A 20,138-nucleotide genomic window follows, 5' to 3' on the forward strand; every position below is an offset into this window, starting at 1 on the left:
AATTATTAAAATAAAAGGACAAGCCCGCGGGAGCTCATCCTGATATTTATTTTCTATTAACGGTTTATTTTAAATGCATCTAATCCCGGGAAGTATGCGCTTTCACCTAAGGCCTCTTCTATACGAAGAAGTTGGTTGTATTTTGCCATACGGTCTGAACGGGAAGCAGAACCAGTCTTAATCTGACCGCAGTTCATTGCTACCGCAAGATCTGCAATGGTAGAATCTTCGGTTTCACCCGAACGGTGAGACATTACCGAGGTGTAACGGTTGTGCTGAGCCATCTGTACCGCGTCCATCGTTTCAGATAATGAACCGATCTGGTTTACTTTCACAAGGATTGAATTCGCAATACCTTCTTTTACACCTCTGGAGAGTCTCTCCACATTGGTTACGAACAAATCATCACCAACAAGCTGAACACGGTCGCCGATCTTATCGGTAAGTTCTTTCCAACCTGCCCAATCGTCTTCGTGCATACCGTCTTCAATGGAAATGATCGGATATTTTGAAGCCAATTCTGCTAAATAAGAAACCTGCTCGCTGCTGCTGAATTTAGCAGAATCAGGAGTTTGGAATTTCGTGTAATCGTAAATTCCGTTTTTGTAAAATTCGGAAGCAGCACAGTCAAGCGCGATCATGATGTCGTCGCCCGGCTTGTAACCTGCTTTTTCGATGGCCTGAAGCAATGTATCCAAAGCATCTTCCGTTCCGGTGAAAGTTGGTGCGAAACCACCTTCATCGCCTACTGCAGTGGAAAGTCCACGATCGTGAAGGATTTTTTTCAGGCTGTGGAAGATTTCAGTACCTTTTCTTAAAGCGTGCGAGAAAGAATCAGCTTTTACCGGCATCACCATGAATTCCTGGAAAGCGATGGGCGCATCTGAATGTGAACCTCCGTTGATTACGTTCATCATCGGAACAGGAAGTGTGTTTGCATTGACACCGCCCACATATTTGTAAAGTGGCATTCTGAGCTCGGTCGCAGCAGCTTTTGCAGCCGCTAAAGAAACACCAAGGATCGCGTTTGCACCAAGATTTCCTTTGTTTTTGGTACCATCCAGATCGATCATAATCTGATCGATATAATTTTGGTCATAAACCGGCATGCCCACAAGCTCGGGAGCGATGATCTCTCTTACATTTTCTACGGCCTTCATCACGCCTTTACCAAGGTAATCTGAGCCACCGTCACGAAGTTCTACCGCTTCATGTTCACCGGTAGAAGCACCGGATGGTACTGCGGCACGGCCCATGGCGCCACTTTCGGTGAATACGTCAACTTCGATTGTAGGATTACCGCGAGAATCTAGAATCTGCCGGGCCTCGATGTAAGAAATGTAACTCATATTGATGTTTTTTAAACTTTAAAAATGTTCTTACAAATTTAGTTAAAATACTCGTATTTTTCGGGATTCGCGGGCGGAAATTATATGCATCAAAGCATAGAATACCACAGTTCTAAATGGGCTTTGGCCGTTATTTTAAACTGCTAGACTGCGCGCGTAAAAAAGCAGGATGAAATGTTGTTAAATTAACCAGATAACCTCTTCACTGCTTTTCGGTCTGTTTCTTTTCCTTAAATTAGTAGATACTTTTAAATGAAATGCAAAAATTAAATTATGAAAAAGACCTTTTTAATTGGTATAGCTATCGCAGCGACAATAGCGACCTCGTGCGGTAAATCTGAAAATGGCAACAAAGGCGTGGTAGAGCAACAAAACACCTCTGCTGATGCCAAAAATGAAGATGAAACCCTTCGGTATGTTGCTGAAGACGGTTCTTCGGCTCTTGTAACATTTAAAAATAATGACGCTGACAAGAGCATCAGCATCCGCAGCAATAATAAAACCATTTCGGCTCCGCTAAAATCTGACAGTCTGTACGGAAATTACGATTTTGAAATTGCGGTGAAGAATGACAGCGTGACGATCACGCAGGGCGATAACGTGATCAGGCTGAAGAAAGCGAGAGGACAGTAGGAGTTGGAGAGTTTGGGAGTAATTGAGTTGAGAGTAATTGAGTTATTGAGATTTTACAGATTTAAAGACCGTAGAGTTTGGAGGTGGAGTGTGGTTGAGTGTTTGAGTTGTTGAGTAGTTGAATTATTCTCGAGACGAAGAATTCAACTTTAAATATAAAATATAAAAAAGCCACTCAAAATAAATTGAGTGGCTTTTTTGGGGAATTATAAAACTGAGGATTAGTCAGTTTTGTGATCTGAAGATTCTGCGGCTTCGCCGGTAGTTTCTTCAGACTTTGTTTCTTCTTTTGCCGGAGCTTCTGCCGTTACGGTTTCTGCTTTGGCTGCTGAAGAACCTCTTCTGCTTCTTCTTGTTGTTTTCTTCTCTTCCGCGTTCGGGTTGTAGATATCATTGAAATCTACAAGCTCGATCATTGCAGTATCTGCAGCGTCACCGGGACGGAAACCAGTTTTGATGATTCTTGTGTAACCACCGTTTCTCTCTGCAATCTTAGGAGCAACTGTTCTGAATAATTCAGTAACCGCTTCTTTGCTTTGCAGGTAAGAAAAAACTGTTCTTCTGTTGTGCGTAGTATCTTCTTTTGCTTTGGTGAGGATAGGCTCAACAAAAACTCTCAACGCTTTAGCCTTAGCAACCGTAGTGTTGATTCTTTTATGCTCAATTAGGGAACACGCCATATTGGAAAGCATTGCGCTTCTGTGCGACGACGTTCTTCCTAAGTGATTGAATTTTTTACCGTGTCTCATTGTTTTTTATTTATCAGCGTCTAATTTATATTTAGCAACGTCGAAACCGAAGTTAAGACCTTTTGCATGCACTAATTCTTCTAATTCTGTTAATGATTTTTTACCGAAATTTCTGAATTTCATCAAATCAGACTTTGTATAAGAAACCAGCTCGCCCAATGTTTCCACTTCCGCAGCTTTCAGGCAGTTTAACGCTCTTACAGAAAGATCCATATCTGTTAATTTAGATTTAAGGAGCTGTCTTGTATGCAAGGTTTCTTCGTCGTACTGGATGGATGCTTTCACCGCTTCTGTTTCTAATGTGATTCTCTCATCAGAGAACAACATGAAATGATAAATCAATATCTTAGAAGCTTCTGTCAAAGCATTCTGAGGGCTGATAGAGCCATCAGTTTCAATATCCAAAACGAGTTTCTCGTAGTCTGTTTTTTGCTCTACACGGTAATTCTCAATGCTGTACTGTACTTTTTTGATCGGTGTAAAGATCGAGTCGATAGCGATGGTGCCGATTGGCGCGCTGCCAGACTTATTCTGCTCCGATGGAACATACCCGCGTCCTTTCTCGATGTTGAAAGTCATTTCAAACTTCACCTCTTTGTTCAGGTTACAGATCACCAGTTCAGGGTTCAGGATATCGAAGCCCTGGATAGATTTTCCTAAGTCACCTGCAGTTACAGTAGTTTGTCCGGATACTTTAGCCGTTACGGTCTCAGCGGTTGCTGATTCAGATTTAGCTTTAAGTCTCAATTGTTTCAGGTTCAGAATAATTTCTGTAACGTCTTCAATGATGCCGGGAATAGTTGAAAATTCGTGCTCTACGCCTTCTATTTTTATAGATGAGATAGCATATCCTTCCAGAGAAGAGAGTAATACCCTTCTCAAAGCATTACCGATCGTTAATCCGAAGCCTGGCTCCAACGGTCTGAATTCAAATTTACCTTTGAAATCATCGGAGTTTAGCAGGATTACCTTATCGGGTTTAATAAATGTTAAAATTGCCATATAATTGGGGGTTGAGCAAAAATTTGAAAAATTATTTAGAGTAAAGTTCGACGATCAGCTGTTCTTTGATGTCTTCCGGGATCTGGATTCTCTCCGGTGCAGACACGAAAGTACCTTCTTTCTTCTCGTCGTTGAACTGTAACCACTCGTAATTTGCTTTGTAAGCCAATGAATCTGCAATAACACCTAGAGATTTAGATTTCTCTCTGATCGCTACTACATCACCTGCCTTAAGCAAATATGAAGGGATGTTCACCAATTCTCCGTTTACAGTGATGTGTCTGTGAGAAACCAACTGACGTGCACCTGCTCTGGTTTTAGCAAAACCAAGTCTGTACACCACGTTGTCTAATCTAGACTCACAAAGCTGTAAAAGAACTTCACCTGTAACGCCTTTTGCTCTTTGCGCTTTTTCATATAGGTTTGCAAATTGTCTTTCCAAAATACCATAGGTGTATTTTGCTTTCTGCTTTTCCATTAGCTGAACAGCGTACTCAGACTTCTTTGATCCTCTTCTTTTATTCACACCGTGTTGTCCCGGTGGTTGGTTTTTTCTTTTCTCGAAGTTTTTGTCATCTCCGTAGATTGCAGCTCCAAATTTTCTTGCAATCTTTGTTTTTGGTCCAATATATCTTGCCATATTTCTTATTAAGATTTTAGATTCTAGATTTTAGATTTTAGATTTAAAAATGAAAACATTCAAAATTTAAAAATCACAAAATTTAAAATTCCAGATTATACTCTTCTTCTTTTTGGTGGTCTACATCCGTTGTGTGGCATTGGAGTCACATCAATGATCTCGCTAACTTCAATTCCTGAATTGTGAATGGTTCTGATCGCAGATTCTCTACCCGCGCCAGGACCTTTTACAAAAACTCTTACTCTTCTAAGGCCAGCATCATGTGCTACCTGAGAGCAATTTTCAGCAGCCATCTGAGCTGCAAAAGGAGTATTCTTTTTAGAACCTCTGAACCCCATTTTTCCGGCAGATGCCCAAGAGATAACTTCTCCGCTTTTATTCGTCAAAGAAATAATAATATTGTTGAAAGTCGCCTGGATGTGTGCTTCACCAATCGCTTCAACTTTTACTTTTCTTTTTTTAACAACTTTTGTTTGTTTTGCCATTATTTAATAATTCTAAAGATTATTTACTTGCTTTTTTCTTGTTAGCAACAGTTTTTCTCTTTCCTTTACGGGTTCTAGAATTGTTTTTAGTTCTTTGGCCTCTTAAAGGTAATCCCAGTCTGTGACGTATTCCTCGTTGGCAACCAATGTCCATCAATCGCTTGATGTTCAGTTGGGTTTCAGAACGCAACTCACCTTCTACTTTGATGTTTTCAGTGATGTAGTTTCTGATCAATGCCAATTCATCGTCATTCCATTCGTTGACTTTCTTGTCTTCGCTGATGCCGGCTGCTTTCAGGATTTCGGACGAAGTGCTTCTTCCGATTCCGTAGATGTAAGTTAAGCCGATAACGCCTCTTTTGTTTTTTGGTAAATCAATACCGGAAATTCTCGCCATAATTTAATTTTAGCCTTGTCTTTGTTTAAATTTTGGGTTCTTTTTGTTGATCACAAAGAGAACGCCCTTACGACGAACGATCTTGCAATCAGCACTTCTTTTTTTGATAGATGCTCTAACTTTCATTTGTTTTGAGTTAATTTTCCAACGGTTAGATGAATTTCAAAGTACTTCACCCCCTTTTGTTTAAATATTTAAATGATCAATAAAACCGCACTGGTTTTATCCTGTTTTCTATATAGTAATCTATAGATCTCTCCTAGACTAGTATCTGAATGTGATTCTGCCTTTTGATAAATCATAAGGAGAAAGTTCAAGCTTTACCTTATCACCAGGTAAAAGCTTGATGTAGTGCATACGCATCTTACCAGAAATATGGGCAATAAGAATATGCCCATTTTCAAGTTCAACACGGAACTGCGCGTTCGAAAGTGCTTCGGTAATCACGCCGTCCTGTTCAATATGTTTCTGTTTTGCCATTTACGAATTATGGGTTTGTTGTTCTGGATAGTTTCGATTGCATCAGTCCGTCATAATGATGATTCAGCAAATACGTATTGATTTGTTGAACCGTATCGAGGATAACCCCAACCATAATTAACAGCGATGTGCCCCCAAAAAACAGGGCAAATCTATCCGTCTGAACAAACGCTCCGTGCACTATTGCCGGAAGGACTGCAAAGATAGCTAAAAATATTGAGCCTGGCAAAGTAATTTTCGAGAGAATATCATCCAGATAATCAGCTGTTTCTTTCCCCGGTCTCACTTTCGGAATCAGCCCGCCGTTACGCTTCAGATCGTCTGCCATCTGGTTCACCGGAATGGTAATTGCAGTATAGAAGAACGAGAAGATGATAATTAACACTGCAAAAAGCACGTTGTATTGCCAGCTGAAAACGTCTTTGAAACCTGCGAGGAATGAGTTAGACTCATCTACTTTAGTTAAAAGCCCAGGTACAAACATCAGCGCCTGCGCGAAAATGATCGGCATTACACCGGATGCATTTACCTTAAGTGGGATCCACTGTCTGGCGCCCTGCATTAAGTTTCTGTTTGCTCCGCCACGTGCCTGCGCACGGCTTACGTACTGAATTGGAATTTTTCTTACAGCTACCGAGAGTATGATTGCTAAAAGCACCACCAACATCCAGAAAAGAACTTCGATAAGGATCATAATAGTTCCCAATCCGCCTTTACCTGTCTGTGTTGCTACTTCCTGAATAAACGCGCCCGGAAGGTCTGCAAGGATACCCACCATAATAAGGATGGAAATACCGTTACCGATACCTTTGTCCGTAATCTTTTCACCCAACCACATTGCGAATACAGAACCTGCTACCAAGATCACGATACTCGGCAGCCAGAACATAATAGATTCCGGGTGCACGTAATATGCCGAGCCGAACTGTGCGTGCGGCAGGAACATCTGCGTGATCGATGTAAGGTAAGAAGGAGCCTGTACTAAACATACTGCAATGGTTAACCATCTTGTAATTTGGTTCAATGTATTTCTACCGCTCTCGCCATCTTTCTGCAGCTTCTGAAGATATGGAATTGCCATACCCATCAGCTGTACGATGATTGATGCGGAGATATAAGGCATAATACCGAGTGCCATGATAGACGCCCGGCTGAATGCACCTCCCGTAAACGAAGAAAGCAACCCAAGAAGACCTGCTCCCTGCTTGTTGCCACCCTGGTTCTGGTAATGATCCAAAAGATTCCCCACCTCGGCCATGTTGATGGCGGGTAGGGAAATATAAGATGCGAATCTATACACTAGGACTAAACCTAAGGTGAAGAGTATTTTGTCTCTAAGTTCCTTTAAGCTCCAGATGTTTTTCAGTGTTTGTATAAATTCTTTCATTCGTGTAGATTAAAGAGTAATTGCTTTACCTCCTGCTTTAGCGATTGCTTCTTCAGCAGATTTTGTGAATTTGTGTGCAGAAACTGAAACACCTGTTTTCAATTCGCCTCTACCCATGATTTTCACGATTTCGCTTTTCTTAGCCAATCCGTTTTCTACTAAAATGTCTTTAGTAATCTCGGTGATGCCTTTTGCATCTGCCAAAAGCTGAATGGTATCTATGTTAATTGCTCTGTACTCTTTTCTGTTTACGTTATTGAAACCGAATTTAGGCAATCTTCTTTGCAAAGGCATCTGTCCACCTTCGAAACCGATTTTCTGAGAGTAACCTGCTCTTGCCTTCTGTCCTTTATGACCTTTAGCTGAAGTACCGCCTTTTCCACTTCCCTGGCCTCTACCAAGTCTTTTGGAATTGTGAGTAGAACCTGATGCCGGTCTGATATTATTTAAATTCATTATGTTTTAGATTTGAGAGTTTAAGATTAGAGAGTGGAGACAATCTGCGAGAGTCTCCTGTCCCTTACCTATTTTCTTATTTTTGAACTTCCACTAAGTGACTTACGGCCTGTACCATCCCAAGGATCGCCGGGCTGTCGTCATGTTCTACAACTTGGTGAAGTTTCTTCAATCCTAATGCTTCAAGCGTTCTTTTTTGGGTTTTAGTTCTACCAATAGCGCTCTTTACTTGTTTTACCTGAATTTTTGCCATTGTTTTAATATTAACCGTTAAACACTTTACTTAATGAAACTCCTCTCAGTTTAGCGATATCTTCAGGTCTTCTGATGTCTAACAATGCTTTGAAAGTAGCTTTCACTACGTTGTGCGGGTTAGATGAACCTTTAGACTTTGAAAGAATATCGTGTACACCTGCAGACTCCAATACCGCTCTTACAGCACCACCGGCGATAAGCCCGGTACCGTGAGAAGCTGGACGAAGGAAGATATCTGCACCACCGTATCTTGCTGAAGACTGGTGAGGGATTGTATGGTTGATTACCGGAACTTTTACTAAGTTTTTCTTAGCATCTTCCACCGCTTTAGCGATAGCAGAAGCAACTTCCTTAGATTTACCAAGTCCGAAACCTACGGTACCTGCTTCGTCACCTACTACCACGATGGCAGAGAATCCGAAAGCACGTCCACCTTTAGTAACTTTCGTTACTCTGTTCACAGCTACGAGACGATCTTTAAGTTCTAATCCTCCCGGTTTTACTTTTTCTATATTATCTAGTCCTAACATATTATCCGAAATTTATTGATTAGAATTTTAATCCGCCTTCTCTGGCTCCGTCTGCTAGAGCTTTCACTCTACCGTGGTAAACGAATCCGTTTCTGTCGAACACTATATTTTCAATTCCTGCAGCTTTAGCTTTTTCAGCGATTGCTTTACCTACCTCTGCAGAGATCTCTACTTTTGTACCTGTAGCATTAAGGCTTCTGGATGAAGCTGATGCTAAAGTTTTACCTTCTTTATCGTCGATTAACTGAGCGTAAATTTCTTTGTTACTTTTGTAAACAGACAGACGTGGTAATTCTGAAGAGCCGGAAATCTTTCCTCTTACTCTTCTCTTAATTCTATTTCTCTTTTCTACTTTGCTTAGTGCCATTTTCTTAAGTTTTTAAAAATTAAGCAGATTTACCAGCTTTACGTCTTACAATTTCTCCTACGAATCTTACACCTTTTCCTTTGTACGGCTCAGGCTTACGGAAAGATCTGATCTTTGCAGCCACCATACCCAGAAGTTGTTTATCGTGTGATGTTAATGTAATAATAGGGTTTTTACCTTTTTCAGATAAAGTTTCTACTATAATTTCTTTTGGGAGGTCCATCACGATACCGTGAGAGAATCCTAGAGCCATTTCTAAACGGTTCCCCTGGTTAGAAGCTCTGTAACCTACCCCTACCAGTTCAAGTTTCTTTGTCCATCCTTCAGATGTACCTTGAACCATGTTATTGATCAACGCTCTGTTCAGACCGTGTAATGCTTTGTGCTGTTTAGCTTCAGACGCGCGGTCTAGTGTAAGCACGCCGTCTTCCTGTTTTAGCGTAATTCCTTCGGCTAATTGCTGTGTAAGTTCACCTTTTGGGCCTTTCACAGTTACCAGTCCGTCTTTTTCAGTTACGGTAACGTTAGCGGGAATTTCTATAATTGCTTTACCAATTCTTGACATTTTCCTTTGATTAAAAATTAATAAACATAGCAGATTACTTCTCCACCCACTTTTTCCTGACGTGCTTTCTTATCTGTCATCACACCACGTGATGTAGATACGATCGCGATACCCAAACCGTTCAGTACTCTTGGCAGTTCCTCAGAACCTTTGTACTGGCGAAGACCTGGTCTTGAAGCTCTCTGGATGCTCTTGATGGCAGGTTTGCTGGTTGTTTTGTCGTACTTTAAAGCGATTTTGATGTTTCCCTGAACAGCGCTGTCCTCAAACTTATAGTTCAGGATGTAGCCTTGTTCAAACAAAATTTTTGTAATCTCCTTTTTGATTTTCGATGCAGGAATATCCACCACTTTGTGGCCTGCGCTTTGTGCGTTCCTTACTCTGGTTAGGAAATCTGAAATTGGATCTGTTACCATTTTTCTATTTAAATTATTGGTTTATGATAGTTAGTTTTGATTAAGATTCAAGAACCGAGACACAAGATTCAAGACTTACATCCTGGCTCTTGCTTCTTGGCTCTTGATTCTAACAATCAACTTTACTATCTCGATTGTTCTAAATGTATTACCAACTAGCTTTTTTAACGCCCGGGATAAGACCTTGGTTAGCCATCTCACGGAACATTACTCTGGAAATACCGAAGGTTCTCATGTAACCTCTTGGTCTTCCTGTAAGTTTGCAACGGTTGTGCAGTCTTACCGGTGAAGCGTCTTTTGGCAGCTTCTGCAGTGCTTCGTAATCTCCGGCTTCTTTCAAAGCTTTTCTTTTCTCAGCATATTTAGCTACTGTAGCTTCTCTTTTGCGCTCGCGCGCTTTCATTGATTCTTTAGCCATTTTTAGTTCTTTTTAAAAGGCATACCAAAATGCGTTAATAATGCTTTTGCTTCTTTGTCGGTTTTTGCTGTAGTAACGAAAGTAATGTCCATCCCCTGGATTTTCTTTACCTTGTCGATTACGATCTCTGGGAAAATGATCTGCTCAGTGATTCCTAAGTTGTAATTTCCTCTACCGTCAAAACCTTCTGCCTTGATACCAGAGAAATCTCTGATTCGCGGCAAAGCTGAAGAAGTAAGTCTGTCTAAGAACTCATACATTTTATCAGCTCTAAGAGTAACTCTTGCTCCTACCGGCATACCTTTTCTAAGTTTGAAAGCTGCCTCATCTTTCTTAGAGATAGTACCAACAGCTTTTTGGCCAGTGATTGCGGTAAGTTCTTCTACTGCATAATCCACAATTTTCTTGTCAGCAGTAGCTGCACCCAAACCTTGTGAAATAACGATCTTCTCTAATTTAGGTACCTGCATCACAGATTTGTACCCAAATTCTTCCATCATTGCCGGAACGATCTTCTCTTTATAGTTTTTCTTTGGTCTTACTGTATATTCCATCGTTGTTTATTTATAAAGTTTCACCGGTTGACTTAGCCACTCTCACTTTCTTATCACCTTCTACTTTGCTTCCAGTTTTGGTAGCTTTACCATTTTTGTCAACAAGCATTACGTTGGAAATATGGATCGATGCTTCTTTCTCTACAATTCCGCCCTGTGGGTTACCAGCTGAAGGTTTAGTATGTTTTTTAACGATATTCAAACCTGCAACGATCACTCTGGCGTCTTTGCCTTCCTTACGGATCACTTCAATAACTTCACCCGTCTTACCTTTAATTTCTTTCTTACCGGTAGTGATGATTACGTTATCTCCTCTTCTGATTTTTAACTTTGTCATTTTTGTAAATTTTAAAATTAAAGTACTTCAGGAGCTAATGAAATGACTTTCATGTATTCTTTATCTCTCAGTTCACGGGCAACAGGTCCGAAAACACGTGTTCCTCTCATTTCGCCGGTTGCGTTCAGAAGTACGCAAGCATTGTCGTCGAACTTGATGTATGAACCATCTTTTCTTCTTACTGCTTTTTTCGTTCTTACTACAACAGCTTTGGAAACTGTTCCTTTCTTTGCGTTACCCTGTGGTGTAGAATCTTTGATAGTAACTACGATCTTATCACCAACTGAAGCATATCTTCTTCTGGTTCCTCCCAGAACTCTGATAACCAGTACTTCTTTGGCACCTGTGTTATCAGCAACTTTTAATCTTGATTCGGTTTGTAACATTACTTAGCTTTTTCAATGATTCTTACTAATCTCCATCTCTTACTTTTACTTAAAGGTCTTGTTTCAGTAATCAATACTGTATCGCCTTCAGTACACTCATTGTTCTCGTCATGAGCGGTATATTTTTTCGTCTTAAGGACGAATTTACCGTACATTGGGTGTTTTACTCTGGTAGTTTCACTTACAACAATGGTCTTTTCCATTTTATTGCTGGAAACAATTCCGATTCTTTCTTTTCTTAGATTTCTATCCATGATAAAATGAAATTCTTATTGTTGTTTTAGTGTTAGTTCAGTTTCCAGTCTTGCGATTGTCTTTCTCATATCACGGATCTGGATAGGATTTTCAATCGGGCTGATAGCGTGGGCTAATTTCATTTTGTTAAAATCTGCCTTTACTTCAGTCAATTTGTTCTGAATATCCTCAGCGCTTAGATTTTTGATGTCAGCTTTTTTCATTTCTTTAAAAAATTATTGAGGTTGAACAAAATCGTTAGCGACTACAAACTTGGTAACTACCGGTAACTTCTGTGCAGCAAGACGCAATGCTTCTTTTGCTACTTCATAAGGAACCCCTCCAACTTCGAACATTATCTTACCTGGCTTCACTACAGATACCCAATATTCCACAGCACCTTTACCTTTACCCATACGTACTTCGGCTGGTTTCTTGGTAATAGGCTTATCCGGGAAGATTTTGATCCATAGCTGACCTTCTCTTTTCATATATCTTGTAGCAGCAATACGCGCTGCTTCAATTTGTCTTGCAGTGATCCAAGCACCTTCTGTTGCTTTGATCCCAAAAGTTCCGTAAGCGAGTTGGTTCCCTCTTTGGGCCACTCCCTTCATCTTCATCTTGTGAACTTTACGGAATTTGGTTCTTCTTGGTTGTAACATTGTCTTAAATTTTAGATTTTAGATTTCAGATTTTAGATTTCAGATTTTAAAAAAGTAACGGTGATTTAAAATTCAAAATTTATATCTAAAATTTTAGTTGTTGTTGTTTCTTCTTGGTCTTCTGTCGCCACCTCTGTCTCCTCTGTCATTACGATCATTTCTGTCGCCTCTTCCTGAAGGTGCTCCTTTTTTCTGTTGTCCTACCAGTGGGCTAAGGTCTCTTTTACCATAAACCTCACCTTTCATGATCCAAACTTTTACACCAAGTTTACCGTACTGTGTAAGTGCTTCACCGATATGATAATCGATATCTGCACGGAAAGTTGACAATGGGATTCTTCCGTCTTTGAAAGACTCGCTTCTTGCCATCTCAGCTCCGTTCAGACGGCCGCTGATCATTACTTTGATTCCTTCTGCACCCATTCTCATGGTAGACTGAATTGCCATTTTCACAGCTCTTCTGTAGGAAATACGGTTTTCTATCTGTTTTGCGATGCTGTCTGCAACCAATACTGCGTCAAGCTCTGGTCTTTTGATTTCGAAAATGTTGATCTGGATGTCTTTATCAGTGATCTTTTTCAACTCTTCTTTCAGTTTGTCAACCTCCTGGCCGCCTTTCCCGATGATAAGTCCCGGTCTTGCAGTAGTGATTGTCACTGTAACTAATTTCAGGGTTCTTTCAATATAGATTCTTGAAATACCACCTTTAGATAATCTTGCTTCAAGGTATCTTCTGATCTTGTAGTCTTCAGCGATTCTGTCGCCGTAGTTTTTGCCACCAAACCAGTTCGAATCCCATCCTCTGATGATACCTAATCTGTTACCAATTGGATTTGTCTTCTGTCCCATACCTTGATTATTTGTTGTCTTTAGTACCTAAAATTAGCGTGATGTGGTTTGATCTCTTGCGGATTCTGTGACCTCTACCCTGTGGTGCCGGTCTCAGTCTTTTCAGCTGTCTTGCGCTGTCCACGAAAACTTCTTTCACGATCAGGTTAGCTTCTTCGATATCTGCACCTTCGTTTTTGGTCTGCCAGTTGGCCATTGCAGAAAGAAGTACTTTTTCCAACTTGTTTGAAGCGTCTTTCTTAGAGTACTTCAGGATGGATAAAGCTTTTTCTACCTCTACACCACGGATGATATCAGCTACCAATCTCATTTTTCTCGGAGAAGACGGGCAATCATTATGTAACGATTTTGCCACATCCTGGTTTGCTATTTTACGTGCTAATGCACTTTCTCTTTTTCTTGATCCCATGATTATCTACCTCCTTTATTTTTGTTACCACCGTGACCTCTGAAAGATCTTGTCGGAGAAAATTCGCCTAACTTGTGACCTACCATGTTTTCAGTAACGTATACAGGGATAAAAGATTTACCGTTGTGTACTGCGATGGTTTGTCCTACGAAGTCCGGGGAGATCATTGATGCTCTGGACCAAGTTTTAATTACTGTCTTTTTATTGGCTTCTATATTTGCCTGAACCTTCTTATCTAAAGTATGATGAATGAAAGGTCCTTTCTTAAGTGATCTTGCCATGATTATTTTCTTTTAGATACGATAAATCGGTTAGACGCTTTGTTTTTCTTTCTTGTTTTGTAACCTTTCGATGGCATACCGTTTCTAGATCTTGGGTGACCACCAGATGAACGTCCTTCACCACCTCCCATTGGGTGATCTACTGGGTTCATTACTACCGGTCTTGTTCTAGGTCTTCTGCCTAACCATCTGCTTCTACCTGCTTTACCAGAAACTGTAAGCTGGTGATCGCCGTTAGATACAGATCCAATCATAGCCATACACTCAGTAAGGATCATTCTTGATTCTCCTGAAGGCAATTTCACGATTGCATATTTACCGTCTCTTGAAGTTAACTGAGCTGAAGATCCTGCGCTTCTTGCCATTACCGCACCCTGACCTGGACGAAGCTCGATGCAAGATACTACAGTACCCAATGGGATGTTCTTCAACTTCATTGCGTTACCTACATTAGGTTCCGCTGTTTCCGCAGAGATTACTTTCTGGTCTACTTTGATACCGTTCGGAGCGATGATGTATCTCTTCTCTCCGTCTGCGTACTCTAAAAGTGCGATGAAAGCAGTTCTGTTCGGATCGTATTCTACAGATTTTACCGTTGCCTCAACATCGAATTTATTTCTCTTGAAGTCGATAATTCTGTATTTTTGTTTGTGTCCACCTCCGGTGTAACGCATGGTCATTTTACCAGTATTGTTACGACCACCTGACTTACTAATACCAACTGTTAGAGATTTCTCTGGCTTGTTGGTAGTAATTTCCTCAAAGTTATTTACAACTCTGAATCTCTGTCCCGGGGTGATAGGTTTTAATTTTCTAACAGACATTACTATTGATTATAATTATTAAATTGCTTTAAGCTGTATGCGGTAAGCCGGGAAGCTCTTTGCAAAGCTTTAAGCTTATGCTTTATTTATACTGCGAAGATATCGATCACTTCACCTTCTGCAAGGGAAACAACGGCTTTCTTCAATTTGTTGGTCTTACCAATCTGCAAGCCTTTCTTGGTGTGCTTAGCTGAAACTTTCGGAGCGTAAATCATGGTTCTTACGTCTGCCACTTTCACACCGTAAGCAGCTTCTACCGCCTTCTTGATCTGGATTTTATTCGCCTTCGTGTCTACGAAGAAAGAATAAGCGCCTCTCAAATCCGTAAGGTAGTTTGCTTTTTCTGAAATGATAGGTTTAATGATAATAGACATGATTTATTTTCTTAAGTTTTCCTGAAATTTTTCGATAGCACCTTCCAAAAATACAATCTCACCTGCGTGTACCAAATCGTAAGAGCTGATCTCGTTGTAAGTCAACACCTTAGTCTTAGGCAAGTTACGTGATGATAAGTATACATTTTTGTTAGCTTCAGGCAAAATATACAGAGATTTTTTACCTTCGAAACCTAATGCATTGTTCAAGTTGATAAATTCTTTAGTCTTAGGCGCATCGAAGTTGATCGCGTCCAGAACTTTGATAGAATTATCTCTCATTTTCTGAGAAAGAACAGACTTCTTAGCCAGTCTCTTCAAAGCTTTGTTCAGTTTGAATCTGTAGTCTCTTGGTTTTGGACCAAAAACTCTACCTCCACCTTTGAAAGTTGGGGACTTGATGTCACCATATCTCGCAGATCCGGATCCTTTCTGTTTTTTAAGCTTTCTCGTAGAAGCTGTAATCTCGCTTCTTTCTTTAGATTTATGTGTCCCCTGACGCTGAGCGGCAAGATATTGCTTCACTTCTAAGTAAACCGCATGCTGGTTAGGCTCAATGCCGAAGATTGCTTCGTCTAGCTCAACTGTTCTTCCGGTTTCTTTTCCTGATGTATTAAATACTGTTAGTTCCATTTTCTGATAATTACATAAGAATTTTTCGCTCCCGGAACAGCACCTTTTACTACTAAAAGATTTTGCTCTTGATCTACTTTTAACACCTGAAGGTTTTGTACAGTAACCTGCTTACCACCCATTCTACCTGCCATACGCATCCCTTTGAATACTCTTGACGGGTCTGATCCTGCACCGATGGAACCTGGGGCTCTCAATCTGTTGTGCTGACCATGGGTTGCCTGCATTACCCCACCGAAGTTGTGTCTTTTCACAACCCCCTGGAAACCTTTACCTTTTGAAGTTCCTGTTACGTCTACATATTCGCCTTCTGCGAACAGATCAACTTTCACTTCATCTCCTACGCTTAATTTGTCTACGAATTCATGATAGAATTCTACCAATTTAGCTTTAGGAGCAGAACCAGCCTTTTTGAAATGGCCGGCTAACGCTTTACCAACGTTCTTTTCACTCTTGTCATCGAAACCAAGCTGAGCAGATTTGTACCCATCTTTTTCTAAGGTTCTGACCTGTAAAACCGAGCAAGGACCAGCCTGAATAACGGTGCACGGCATATTTTTGCCGTTCTCGTCGAACAGGGAAGTCATCCCGATTTTTTTACCAATAATACCTGACATTATTTATATATATTATATGTGTTCTCTGTATTCAACACAGGGCGAGGTGATTTCTACGTTTGAAATAGGCATACTTCTTCCCTAAATTGAGTGTGCAAATGTATGAAGATTTTCTGAAATGACAAACACTGTGGCAAAAATATTTTGAAAATCAGCACAGTATGAAAATACCTCAGAAAAATCCTGAGGTACTGCTATCAATCTTTACGAAATCTGAAATTCCGTCCGCTTTCACGCGCCATTTTGGAGCATAATCACTTAGGTTGCGGGTAACGGATTGCCTTACTGAGCTCTATCGGATTATTCTCCCGCCGCATCCTTGCCTGCGCATCATCCGACATGGTTTTGAACTGGTCCAGACTGGTCACCTGCGTGCCGCCATACATAAACTTCGCGCTTGGATCGGTATTGTTTTTAAAGGCCTCCTTAAACTGCCGCAGGGGATTATTGTACTGCTCCAGTTGCTTGGCTACCCAGACTTTTTCGCTAATTGCCAAAGGCTTCTTGCCGGCAAACGACTCCAGAAAGCCTGAAGTATCATAGGTGTCTTTGAACTTCTGACTTTTAACCAGTGAAAACCTAAACTGATCACGGTCATCATACAACTCAAAGATAAGTCCGGGCAAACCACGGAATTTATACGGACCTTCGGGCACTACAACATCCTTGCTGAACCAGGCCGTCCAGTTTCTGCCGCCAAATTTGGTTGTGGCTTTTTGCAAGGTATAGTCGGCCGATCTCTTTGTCTCTTCAGTAAGCCGCCAGATGACCGGATCTGCTGTGGTAATACTGAAATAATCGCCGCTGAAAAAATAACTTACGTTCTCGTTCGAGTTTCGTTTGCGCGAGAGCGTGGGAACACTGTCATCCCAAATGATATTCTTATAGTCGCGCACTTTGTTCAGGGAATCGTTTTCGGCATACATGTACGGATAGAATTTCACGTCCTGTGGGTTTACATCTAGCACCATATTCTCTTCGCGGAACTCTTTTGCCAGAGAATCGCTTTTAAACTGAAATGCGTAAATGAATCTGTGCGTTTGTGCTGTAGCCAAGAAAGAAAATGTGAGCAATATGGGAATAAGCAGTTTGAATGGTTTCATGGTTTTAAATTTTAGAATAAAGTTATTTAAAATCCATAAATAATTTCACCTACTTACGAAAAGAAGAGATACCTGACTTTTAGCCCCGATTGCAACGGAAATCCTTTTTTGGGCGCGGCTGGCGCCGCGCCCAAAAAAGATTGCAGTGCAAAGCGGGACGGGATTTCGCAAACAGCAAATATCTTGTTGCTCCTAAGCCAAAAAAAATCCCTCTTCTTTCGAAAAGGGATTTCTATCATAGCAAAGTGGCTTCTGGCTGATAGCTAATAGCGATTGCCTAAAAGCAAGCCGCCAAAATCACACTTTAATTTCTACATCAACTCCTGAAGGAAGCTCTAATTTCATTAGGGCATCTACAGTTTTAGAAGATGAAGAGTAGATATCCATCAGCCTCTTGTGAGCTGAAAGCTGGAACTGCTCTCTTGCCTTCTTGTTTACGTGAGGTGAACGAAGAACTGTGAAGATTCTTTTGTTCGTTGGCAAAGGAATCGGGCCGTTTACTACCGCACCGGTTGCTTTTACCGTTCTTACGATTTTCTCAGCAGACTTGTCTACTAAACTGTAATCGTAAGATTTTAATTTTATTCTGATTCTTTGTGACATTTTAATTTAGATTTAAAGATTACCCTCTTGATTTTTCGATTACAGATTCAGCAACGTTAGAAGGAGCTGCTTCGTATTTCTCGAATTCCATAGAAGATGTAGCTCTACCAGAAGAAAGTGTTCTAAGTGTAGTTACATATCCGAACATCTCTGAAAGTGGAACGAATCCTTTAATTACTTTCGCGTTGTTTCTATCGTCCATACCGTTGATGGTTCCTCTACGTTTGTTAAGGTCACCTACGATATCTCCCATGTATTCTTCCGGCGTTACCACTTCGATTTTCATGATCGGTTCCATGATCACCGGCTTGGCTTTCTTACCAGCTTCCTTGAAGCCCATCTTAGCAGCAAGTTCGAATGAAAGTGCATCTGAATCCACCGGGTGGAAAGATCCGTCTTTCAATGTCACTTTGATACCTTCGATTTCGAAACCTGCCAAAGGACCGTTCTTCATCGCTTCTTTGAAACCTTTTTCTACAGCTGGAATAAATTCTTTCGGAATGTTACCACCTTTGATCTCATTGATGAATTCAAGACCTGGCTTGTTGTCATCAGCCGGAGCCAATTCGAACACGATATCAGCAAATTTACCACGTCCACCTGATTGTTTTTTGTAAACTTCTCTGTGGTTTGCAGACATTGTAAGGTTTTCTTTGTACTCTACCTGAGGTTGTCCCTGGTTTACTTCAACCTTGAACTCTCTTCTCATACGGTCAACAATGATGTCGAGGTGAAGTTCACCCATACCTGAGATGATGGTCTGTCCTGAAGCTTCGTCAGTCTTAACCTGGAAAGTAGGATCTTCTTCAGCCAATTTAGCCAAAGCGTTACCCATTTTATCCTGGTCAGCTTTCGTCTTAGGCTCTACCGCGATACCGATTACCGGATCCGGGAAAACCATAGATTCAAGTACGATTGGGTGTTTTTCGTCACAAAGTGTATCACCAGTCTTGATAGACTTAAATCCAACAGCCGCACCGATATCTCCAGCCTCGATGTACTCGATTGGCTCTTGCTTGTTCGCATGCATCTGGAAGATACGTGAGATTCTTTCTTTGCTGTTTGATCTTGTGTTCAATACATAAGAACCTGCATCAAGTCTTCCTGAATAAGCTCTGAAGAATGCAAGTCTACCTACGAAAGGATCGGTTGCAATCTTAAACGCTAGTGCCGCGAAAGGCTCAGCCACTGATGGCTTTCTAGAGATAGGCTCGTCTGTTCTTGGGTCTGTTCCGTCGATTGCCTCCTTATCCATTGGTGAAGGAAGGTAACGGCAAACAGCGTCAAGCATGAACTGTACACCTTTGTTTTTGAATGAAGAACCACAAGTCATTGGAATGATACTCATATCCAAAGTTGCAGCTCTAAGTGCAGCGTGAATTTCTTCTTCAGTGATAGAGTTTTCATCTTCCATGAATTTCTCAAGAAGGTTCTCATCATACGCCGCGATCTCTTCGATCAACTGTGCTCTGAACTGCTTCACTTCGTCAGCCATGTTAGCCGGGATTTCCACAATATCAAAAGTAGAACCGTGGTTCTCATCATGCCATACAATAGCACGGTTTTTCACCAAGTCTACAACTCCTTTGAAGTCTGCTTCATCACCAATTGGCAATACGATTGGAACTGCATTGGATCCAAGCATTTCTTTCACCTGCTTACAAACGTTCAGGAAGTCAGCTCCCTGACGGTCCATCTTGTTTACAAAGCCCATACGTGCAACTTTATAGTTGTCCGCAAGTCTCCAGTTGGTTTCAGACTGAGGTTCTACCCCGTCTACTGCAGAGAAAAGGAATACAAGACCATCCAGTACACGAAGAGAACGGTTTACCTCTACGGTAAAGTCAACGTGTCCCGGTGTATCGATGATGTTGAAGTGATAGTTTTTCGCATCCGGAAGTGCTTTACCTTGCTCGGTAGGGAATTTCCAGTCTACAGTTACTGCTGCAGATGTAATGGTAATCCCTCTTTCAGCTTCCTGCTCCATCCAGTCAGTTGTAGCACCGCCTTCGTGAGTTTCACCGATTTTGTGGTTTTTTCCGGAATAAAATAGAATTCTTTCTGTCGTGGTGGTTTTCCCTGCATCAATGTGAGCAGCGATACCAATATTTCTTGTAAGGGTAAGATCTCTTGCCATTTCAGA

The 20,138-nt window shown here is 41.0% G+C and carries 33 protein-coding genes; 1 reads left to right on the top strand and 32 read right to left on the bottom strand.

Translation table 11 applies throughout. The annotated features are described in order from the left end of the window. Window positions 1-56 precede the first annotated feature (56 nt). The gene (gene eno, locus H9628_RS10025) at window positions 57-1,349 is read right to left on the bottom strand and encodes a phosphopyruvate hydratase (protein ID WP_251834015.1); all 1,293 of its coding nucleotides are present in this window, start codon (window positions 1,347-1,349) and stop codon (window positions 57-59) included. 273 nt (window positions 1,350-1,622) lie between these two features. Here eno and H9628_RS10030 point away from each other — a divergent pair, with 273 nt between their 5' ends. Continuing rightward, window positions 1,623-1,982: a hypothetical protein gene (locus H9628_RS10030; protein ID WP_251834016.1), complete on the top strand. Its 360-nt coding sequence runs from the start codon at window positions 1,623-1,625 to the stop codon at window positions 1,980-1,982. Between the two features lie 221 nt (window positions 1,983-2,203). On the opposite strand, the gene rplQ is transcribed toward H9628_RS10030, so the two are convergent. The 31 genes from rplQ to fusA form a co-directional block, all read right to left on the bottom strand. Next, the gene (gene rplQ / locus H9628_RS10035) at window positions 2,204-2,731 is read right to left on the bottom strand and encodes a 50S ribosomal protein L17 (RefSeq protein WP_251834017.1); all 528 of its coding nucleotides are present in this window, start codon (window positions 2,729-2,731) and stop codon (window positions 2,204-2,206) included. A 6-nt stretch (window positions 2,732-2,737) separates the two neighbouring features. Further along, a complete protein-coding gene (locus H9628_RS10040; protein ID WP_251834018.1) occupies window positions 2,738-3,733 on the bottom strand; it encodes a DNA-directed RNA polymerase subunit alpha in 996 nt (331 codons plus the stop codon). 31 nt (window positions 3,734-3,764) lie between these two features. Continuing rightward, window positions 3,765-4,373, bottom strand: a complete 609-nt coding sequence (rpsD, locus tag H9628_RS10045; protein WP_251834019.1) for a 30S ribosomal protein S4 — start codon at window positions 4,371-4,373, stop codon at window positions 3,765-3,767. Window positions 4,374-4,468: 95 nt separating this feature from the next. Next, window positions 4,469-4,858 (bottom strand): 30S ribosomal protein S11, encoded by a 390-nt coding sequence (gene rpsK / locus H9628_RS10050; RefSeq protein ID WP_251834020.1) that lies wholly within the window; start codon window positions 4,856-4,858, stop codon window positions 4,469-4,471. 19 nt (window positions 4,859-4,877) lie between these two features. After that, window positions 4,878-5,255 carry a 30S ribosomal protein S13 gene (gene rpsM, locus H9628_RS10055; RefSeq protein ID WP_055041710.1) on the bottom strand — a complete coding sequence of 126 codons (378 nt, stop codon included), beginning with the start codon at window positions 5,253-5,255 and terminating at the stop codon, window positions 4,878-4,880. A gap of 9 nt (window positions 5,256-5,264) precedes the next feature. Continuing rightward, window positions 5,265-5,381, bottom strand: a complete 117-nt coding sequence (gene rpmJ, locus H9628_RS10060) for a 50S ribosomal protein L36 (protein WP_007839480.1) — start codon at window positions 5,379-5,381, stop codon at window positions 5,265-5,267. Window positions 5,382-5,519: 138 nt separating this feature from the next. After that, window positions 5,520-5,735 (bottom strand): translation initiation factor IF-1, encoded by a 216-nt coding sequence (infA, locus tag H9628_RS10065; RefSeq protein WP_015806726.1) that lies wholly within the window; start codon window positions 5,733-5,735, stop codon window positions 5,520-5,522. Window positions 5,736-5,742: 7 nt separating this feature from the next. Beyond that, the gene (gene secY / locus H9628_RS10070) at window positions 5,743-7,122 is read right to left on the bottom strand and encodes a preprotein translocase subunit SecY (protein WP_251834021.1); all 1,380 of its coding nucleotides are present in this window, start codon (window positions 7,120-7,122) and stop codon (window positions 5,743-5,745) included. Between the two features lie 9 nt (window positions 7,123-7,131). After that, window positions 7,132-7,578 (bottom strand): 50S ribosomal protein L15, encoded by a 447-nt coding sequence (gene rplO / locus H9628_RS10075; protein ID WP_251834022.1) that lies wholly within the window; start codon window positions 7,576-7,578, stop codon window positions 7,132-7,134. A gap of 76 nt (window positions 7,579-7,654) precedes the next feature. Further along, window positions 7,655-7,831, bottom strand: coding sequence for a 50S ribosomal protein L30 (gene rpmD, locus H9628_RS10080; protein WP_251834023.1), 177 nt, complete (start codon window positions 7,829-7,831; stop codon window positions 7,655-7,657). Between the two features lie 10 nt (window positions 7,832-7,841). After that, window positions 7,842-8,363, bottom strand: coding sequence for a 30S ribosomal protein S5 (gene rpsE / locus H9628_RS10085; protein WP_122027067.1), 522 nt, complete (start codon window positions 8,361-8,363; stop codon window positions 7,842-7,844). Window positions 8,364-8,382: 19 nt separating this feature from the next. Next, complete coding sequence (gene rplR / locus H9628_RS10090; protein ID WP_251834024.1) at window positions 8,383-8,730, bottom strand: 50S ribosomal protein L18; 348 nt, start codon at window positions 8,728-8,730, stop codon at window positions 8,383-8,385. Window positions 8,731-8,749: 19 nt separating this feature from the next. Then, complete coding sequence (gene rplF, locus H9628_RS10095; RefSeq protein WP_251834025.1) at window positions 8,750-9,295, bottom strand: 50S ribosomal protein L6; 546 nt, start codon at window positions 9,293-9,295, stop codon at window positions 8,750-8,752. A 17-nt stretch (window positions 9,296-9,312) separates the two neighbouring features. Continuing rightward, window positions 9,313-9,711: a 30S ribosomal protein S8 gene (rpsH, locus tag H9628_RS10100; protein ID WP_251834026.1), complete on the bottom strand. Its 399-nt coding sequence runs from the start codon at window positions 9,709-9,711 to the stop codon at window positions 9,313-9,315. Between the two features lie 148 nt (window positions 9,712-9,859). Continuing rightward, on the bottom strand, window positions 9,860-10,129 hold the full coding sequence (gene rpsN / locus H9628_RS10105) for a 30S ribosomal protein S14 (protein WP_122027063.1): 270 nt from the start codon (window positions 10,127-10,129) through the stop codon (window positions 9,860-9,862). Window positions 10,130-10,131: 2 nt separating this feature from the next. Further along, on the bottom strand, window positions 10,132-10,683 hold the full coding sequence (gene rplE / locus H9628_RS10110; RefSeq protein ID WP_251834027.1) for a 50S ribosomal protein L5: 552 nt from the start codon (window positions 10,681-10,683) through the stop codon (window positions 10,132-10,134). A gap of 10 nt (window positions 10,684-10,693) precedes the next feature. Then, window positions 10,694-11,020, bottom strand: a complete 327-nt coding sequence (gene rplX, locus H9628_RS10115) for a 50S ribosomal protein L24 (protein WP_251834028.1) — start codon at window positions 11,018-11,020, stop codon at window positions 10,694-10,696. Window positions 11,021-11,037: 17 nt separating this feature from the next. Continuing rightward, window positions 11,038-11,406: a 50S ribosomal protein L14 gene (gene rplN / locus H9628_RS10120; RefSeq protein WP_251834029.1), complete on the bottom strand. Its 369-nt coding sequence runs from the start codon at window positions 11,404-11,406 to the stop codon at window positions 11,038-11,040. After that, complete coding sequence (gene rpsQ, locus H9628_RS10125) at window positions 11,406-11,663, bottom strand: 30S ribosomal protein S17 (RefSeq protein WP_088263399.1); 258 nt, start codon at window positions 11,661-11,663, stop codon at window positions 11,406-11,408. The genes rplN and rpsQ overlap by 1 nt, the downstream gene beginning before the upstream one ends. Window positions 11,664-11,675: 12 nt before the next feature. Next, window positions 11,676-11,864, bottom strand: a complete 189-nt coding sequence (gene rpmC, locus H9628_RS10130; RefSeq protein WP_251834030.1) for a 50S ribosomal protein L29 — start codon at window positions 11,862-11,864, stop codon at window positions 11,676-11,678. Between the two features lie 12 nt (window positions 11,865-11,876). Further along, the gene (rplP, locus tag H9628_RS10135; RefSeq protein ID WP_015806740.1) at window positions 11,877-12,302 is read right to left on the bottom strand and encodes a 50S ribosomal protein L16; all 426 of its coding nucleotides are present in this window, start codon (window positions 12,300-12,302) and stop codon (window positions 11,877-11,879) included. Window positions 12,303-12,395: 93 nt separating this feature from the next. Then, window positions 12,396-13,151 carry a 30S ribosomal protein S3 gene (rpsC, locus tag H9628_RS10140; RefSeq protein ID WP_251834031.1) on the bottom strand — a complete coding sequence of 252 codons (756 nt, stop codon included), beginning with the start codon at window positions 13,149-13,151 and terminating at the stop codon, window positions 12,396-12,398. A gap of 7 nt (window positions 13,152-13,158) precedes the next feature. Continuing rightward, on the bottom strand, window positions 13,159-13,560 hold the full coding sequence (gene rplV / locus H9628_RS10145; protein WP_251834032.1) for a 50S ribosomal protein L22: 402 nt from the start codon (window positions 13,558-13,560) through the stop codon (window positions 13,159-13,161). Between the two features lie 2 nt (window positions 13,561-13,562). Further along, complete coding sequence (gene rpsS / locus H9628_RS10150; RefSeq protein WP_088358800.1) at window positions 13,563-13,841, bottom strand: 30S ribosomal protein S19; 279 nt, start codon at window positions 13,839-13,841, stop codon at window positions 13,563-13,565. Between the two features lie 2 nt (window positions 13,842-13,843). Next, the gene (gene rplB / locus H9628_RS10155) at window positions 13,844-14,665 is read right to left on the bottom strand and encodes a 50S ribosomal protein L2 (protein WP_251834033.1); all 822 of its coding nucleotides are present in this window, start codon (window positions 14,663-14,665) and stop codon (window positions 13,844-13,846) included. A gap of 86 nt (window positions 14,666-14,751) precedes the next feature. Beyond that, window positions 14,752-15,039: a 50S ribosomal protein L23 gene (gene rplW / locus H9628_RS10160; RefSeq protein ID WP_251834034.1), complete on the bottom strand. Its 288-nt coding sequence runs from the start codon at window positions 15,037-15,039 to the stop codon at window positions 14,752-14,754. Window positions 15,040-15,042: 3 nt separating this feature from the next. Continuing rightward, window positions 15,043-15,672, bottom strand: coding sequence for a 50S ribosomal protein L4 (gene rplD / locus H9628_RS10165; RefSeq protein ID WP_251834035.1), 630 nt, complete (start codon window positions 15,670-15,672; stop codon window positions 15,043-15,045). Further along, window positions 15,663-16,289: a 50S ribosomal protein L3 gene (rplC, locus tag H9628_RS10170; RefSeq protein ID WP_251834036.1), complete on the bottom strand. Its 627-nt coding sequence runs from the start codon at window positions 16,287-16,289 to the stop codon at window positions 15,663-15,665. The genes rplD and rplC overlap by 10 nt, the downstream gene beginning before the upstream one ends. A 254-nt stretch (window positions 16,290-16,543) precedes the next feature. Next, window positions 16,544-17,392, bottom strand: coding sequence for a GLPGLI family protein (locus tag H9628_RS10175; protein WP_251834037.1), 849 nt, complete (start codon window positions 17,390-17,392; stop codon window positions 16,544-16,546). A gap of 297 nt (window positions 17,393-17,689) precedes the next feature. Next, a complete protein-coding gene (gene rpsJ / locus H9628_RS10180) occupies window positions 17,690-17,995 on the bottom strand; it encodes a 30S ribosomal protein S10 (protein WP_015806753.1) in 306 nt (101 codons plus the stop codon). 19 nt (window positions 17,996-18,014) lie between these two features. Next, entirely contained in the window at window positions 18,015-20,132 is a 2,118-nt protein-coding gene (fusA, locus tag H9628_RS10185; protein ID WP_251834038.1) for an elongation factor G, read from the bottom strand. Window positions 20,133-20,138: the final 6 nt, after the last annotated feature.

Source organism: Kaistella pullorum (genome assembly GCF_014837035.1).
Lineage (GTDB): Bacteria > Bacteroidota > Bacteroidia > Flavobacteriales > Weeksellaceae > Kaistella > Kaistella rhinocerotis.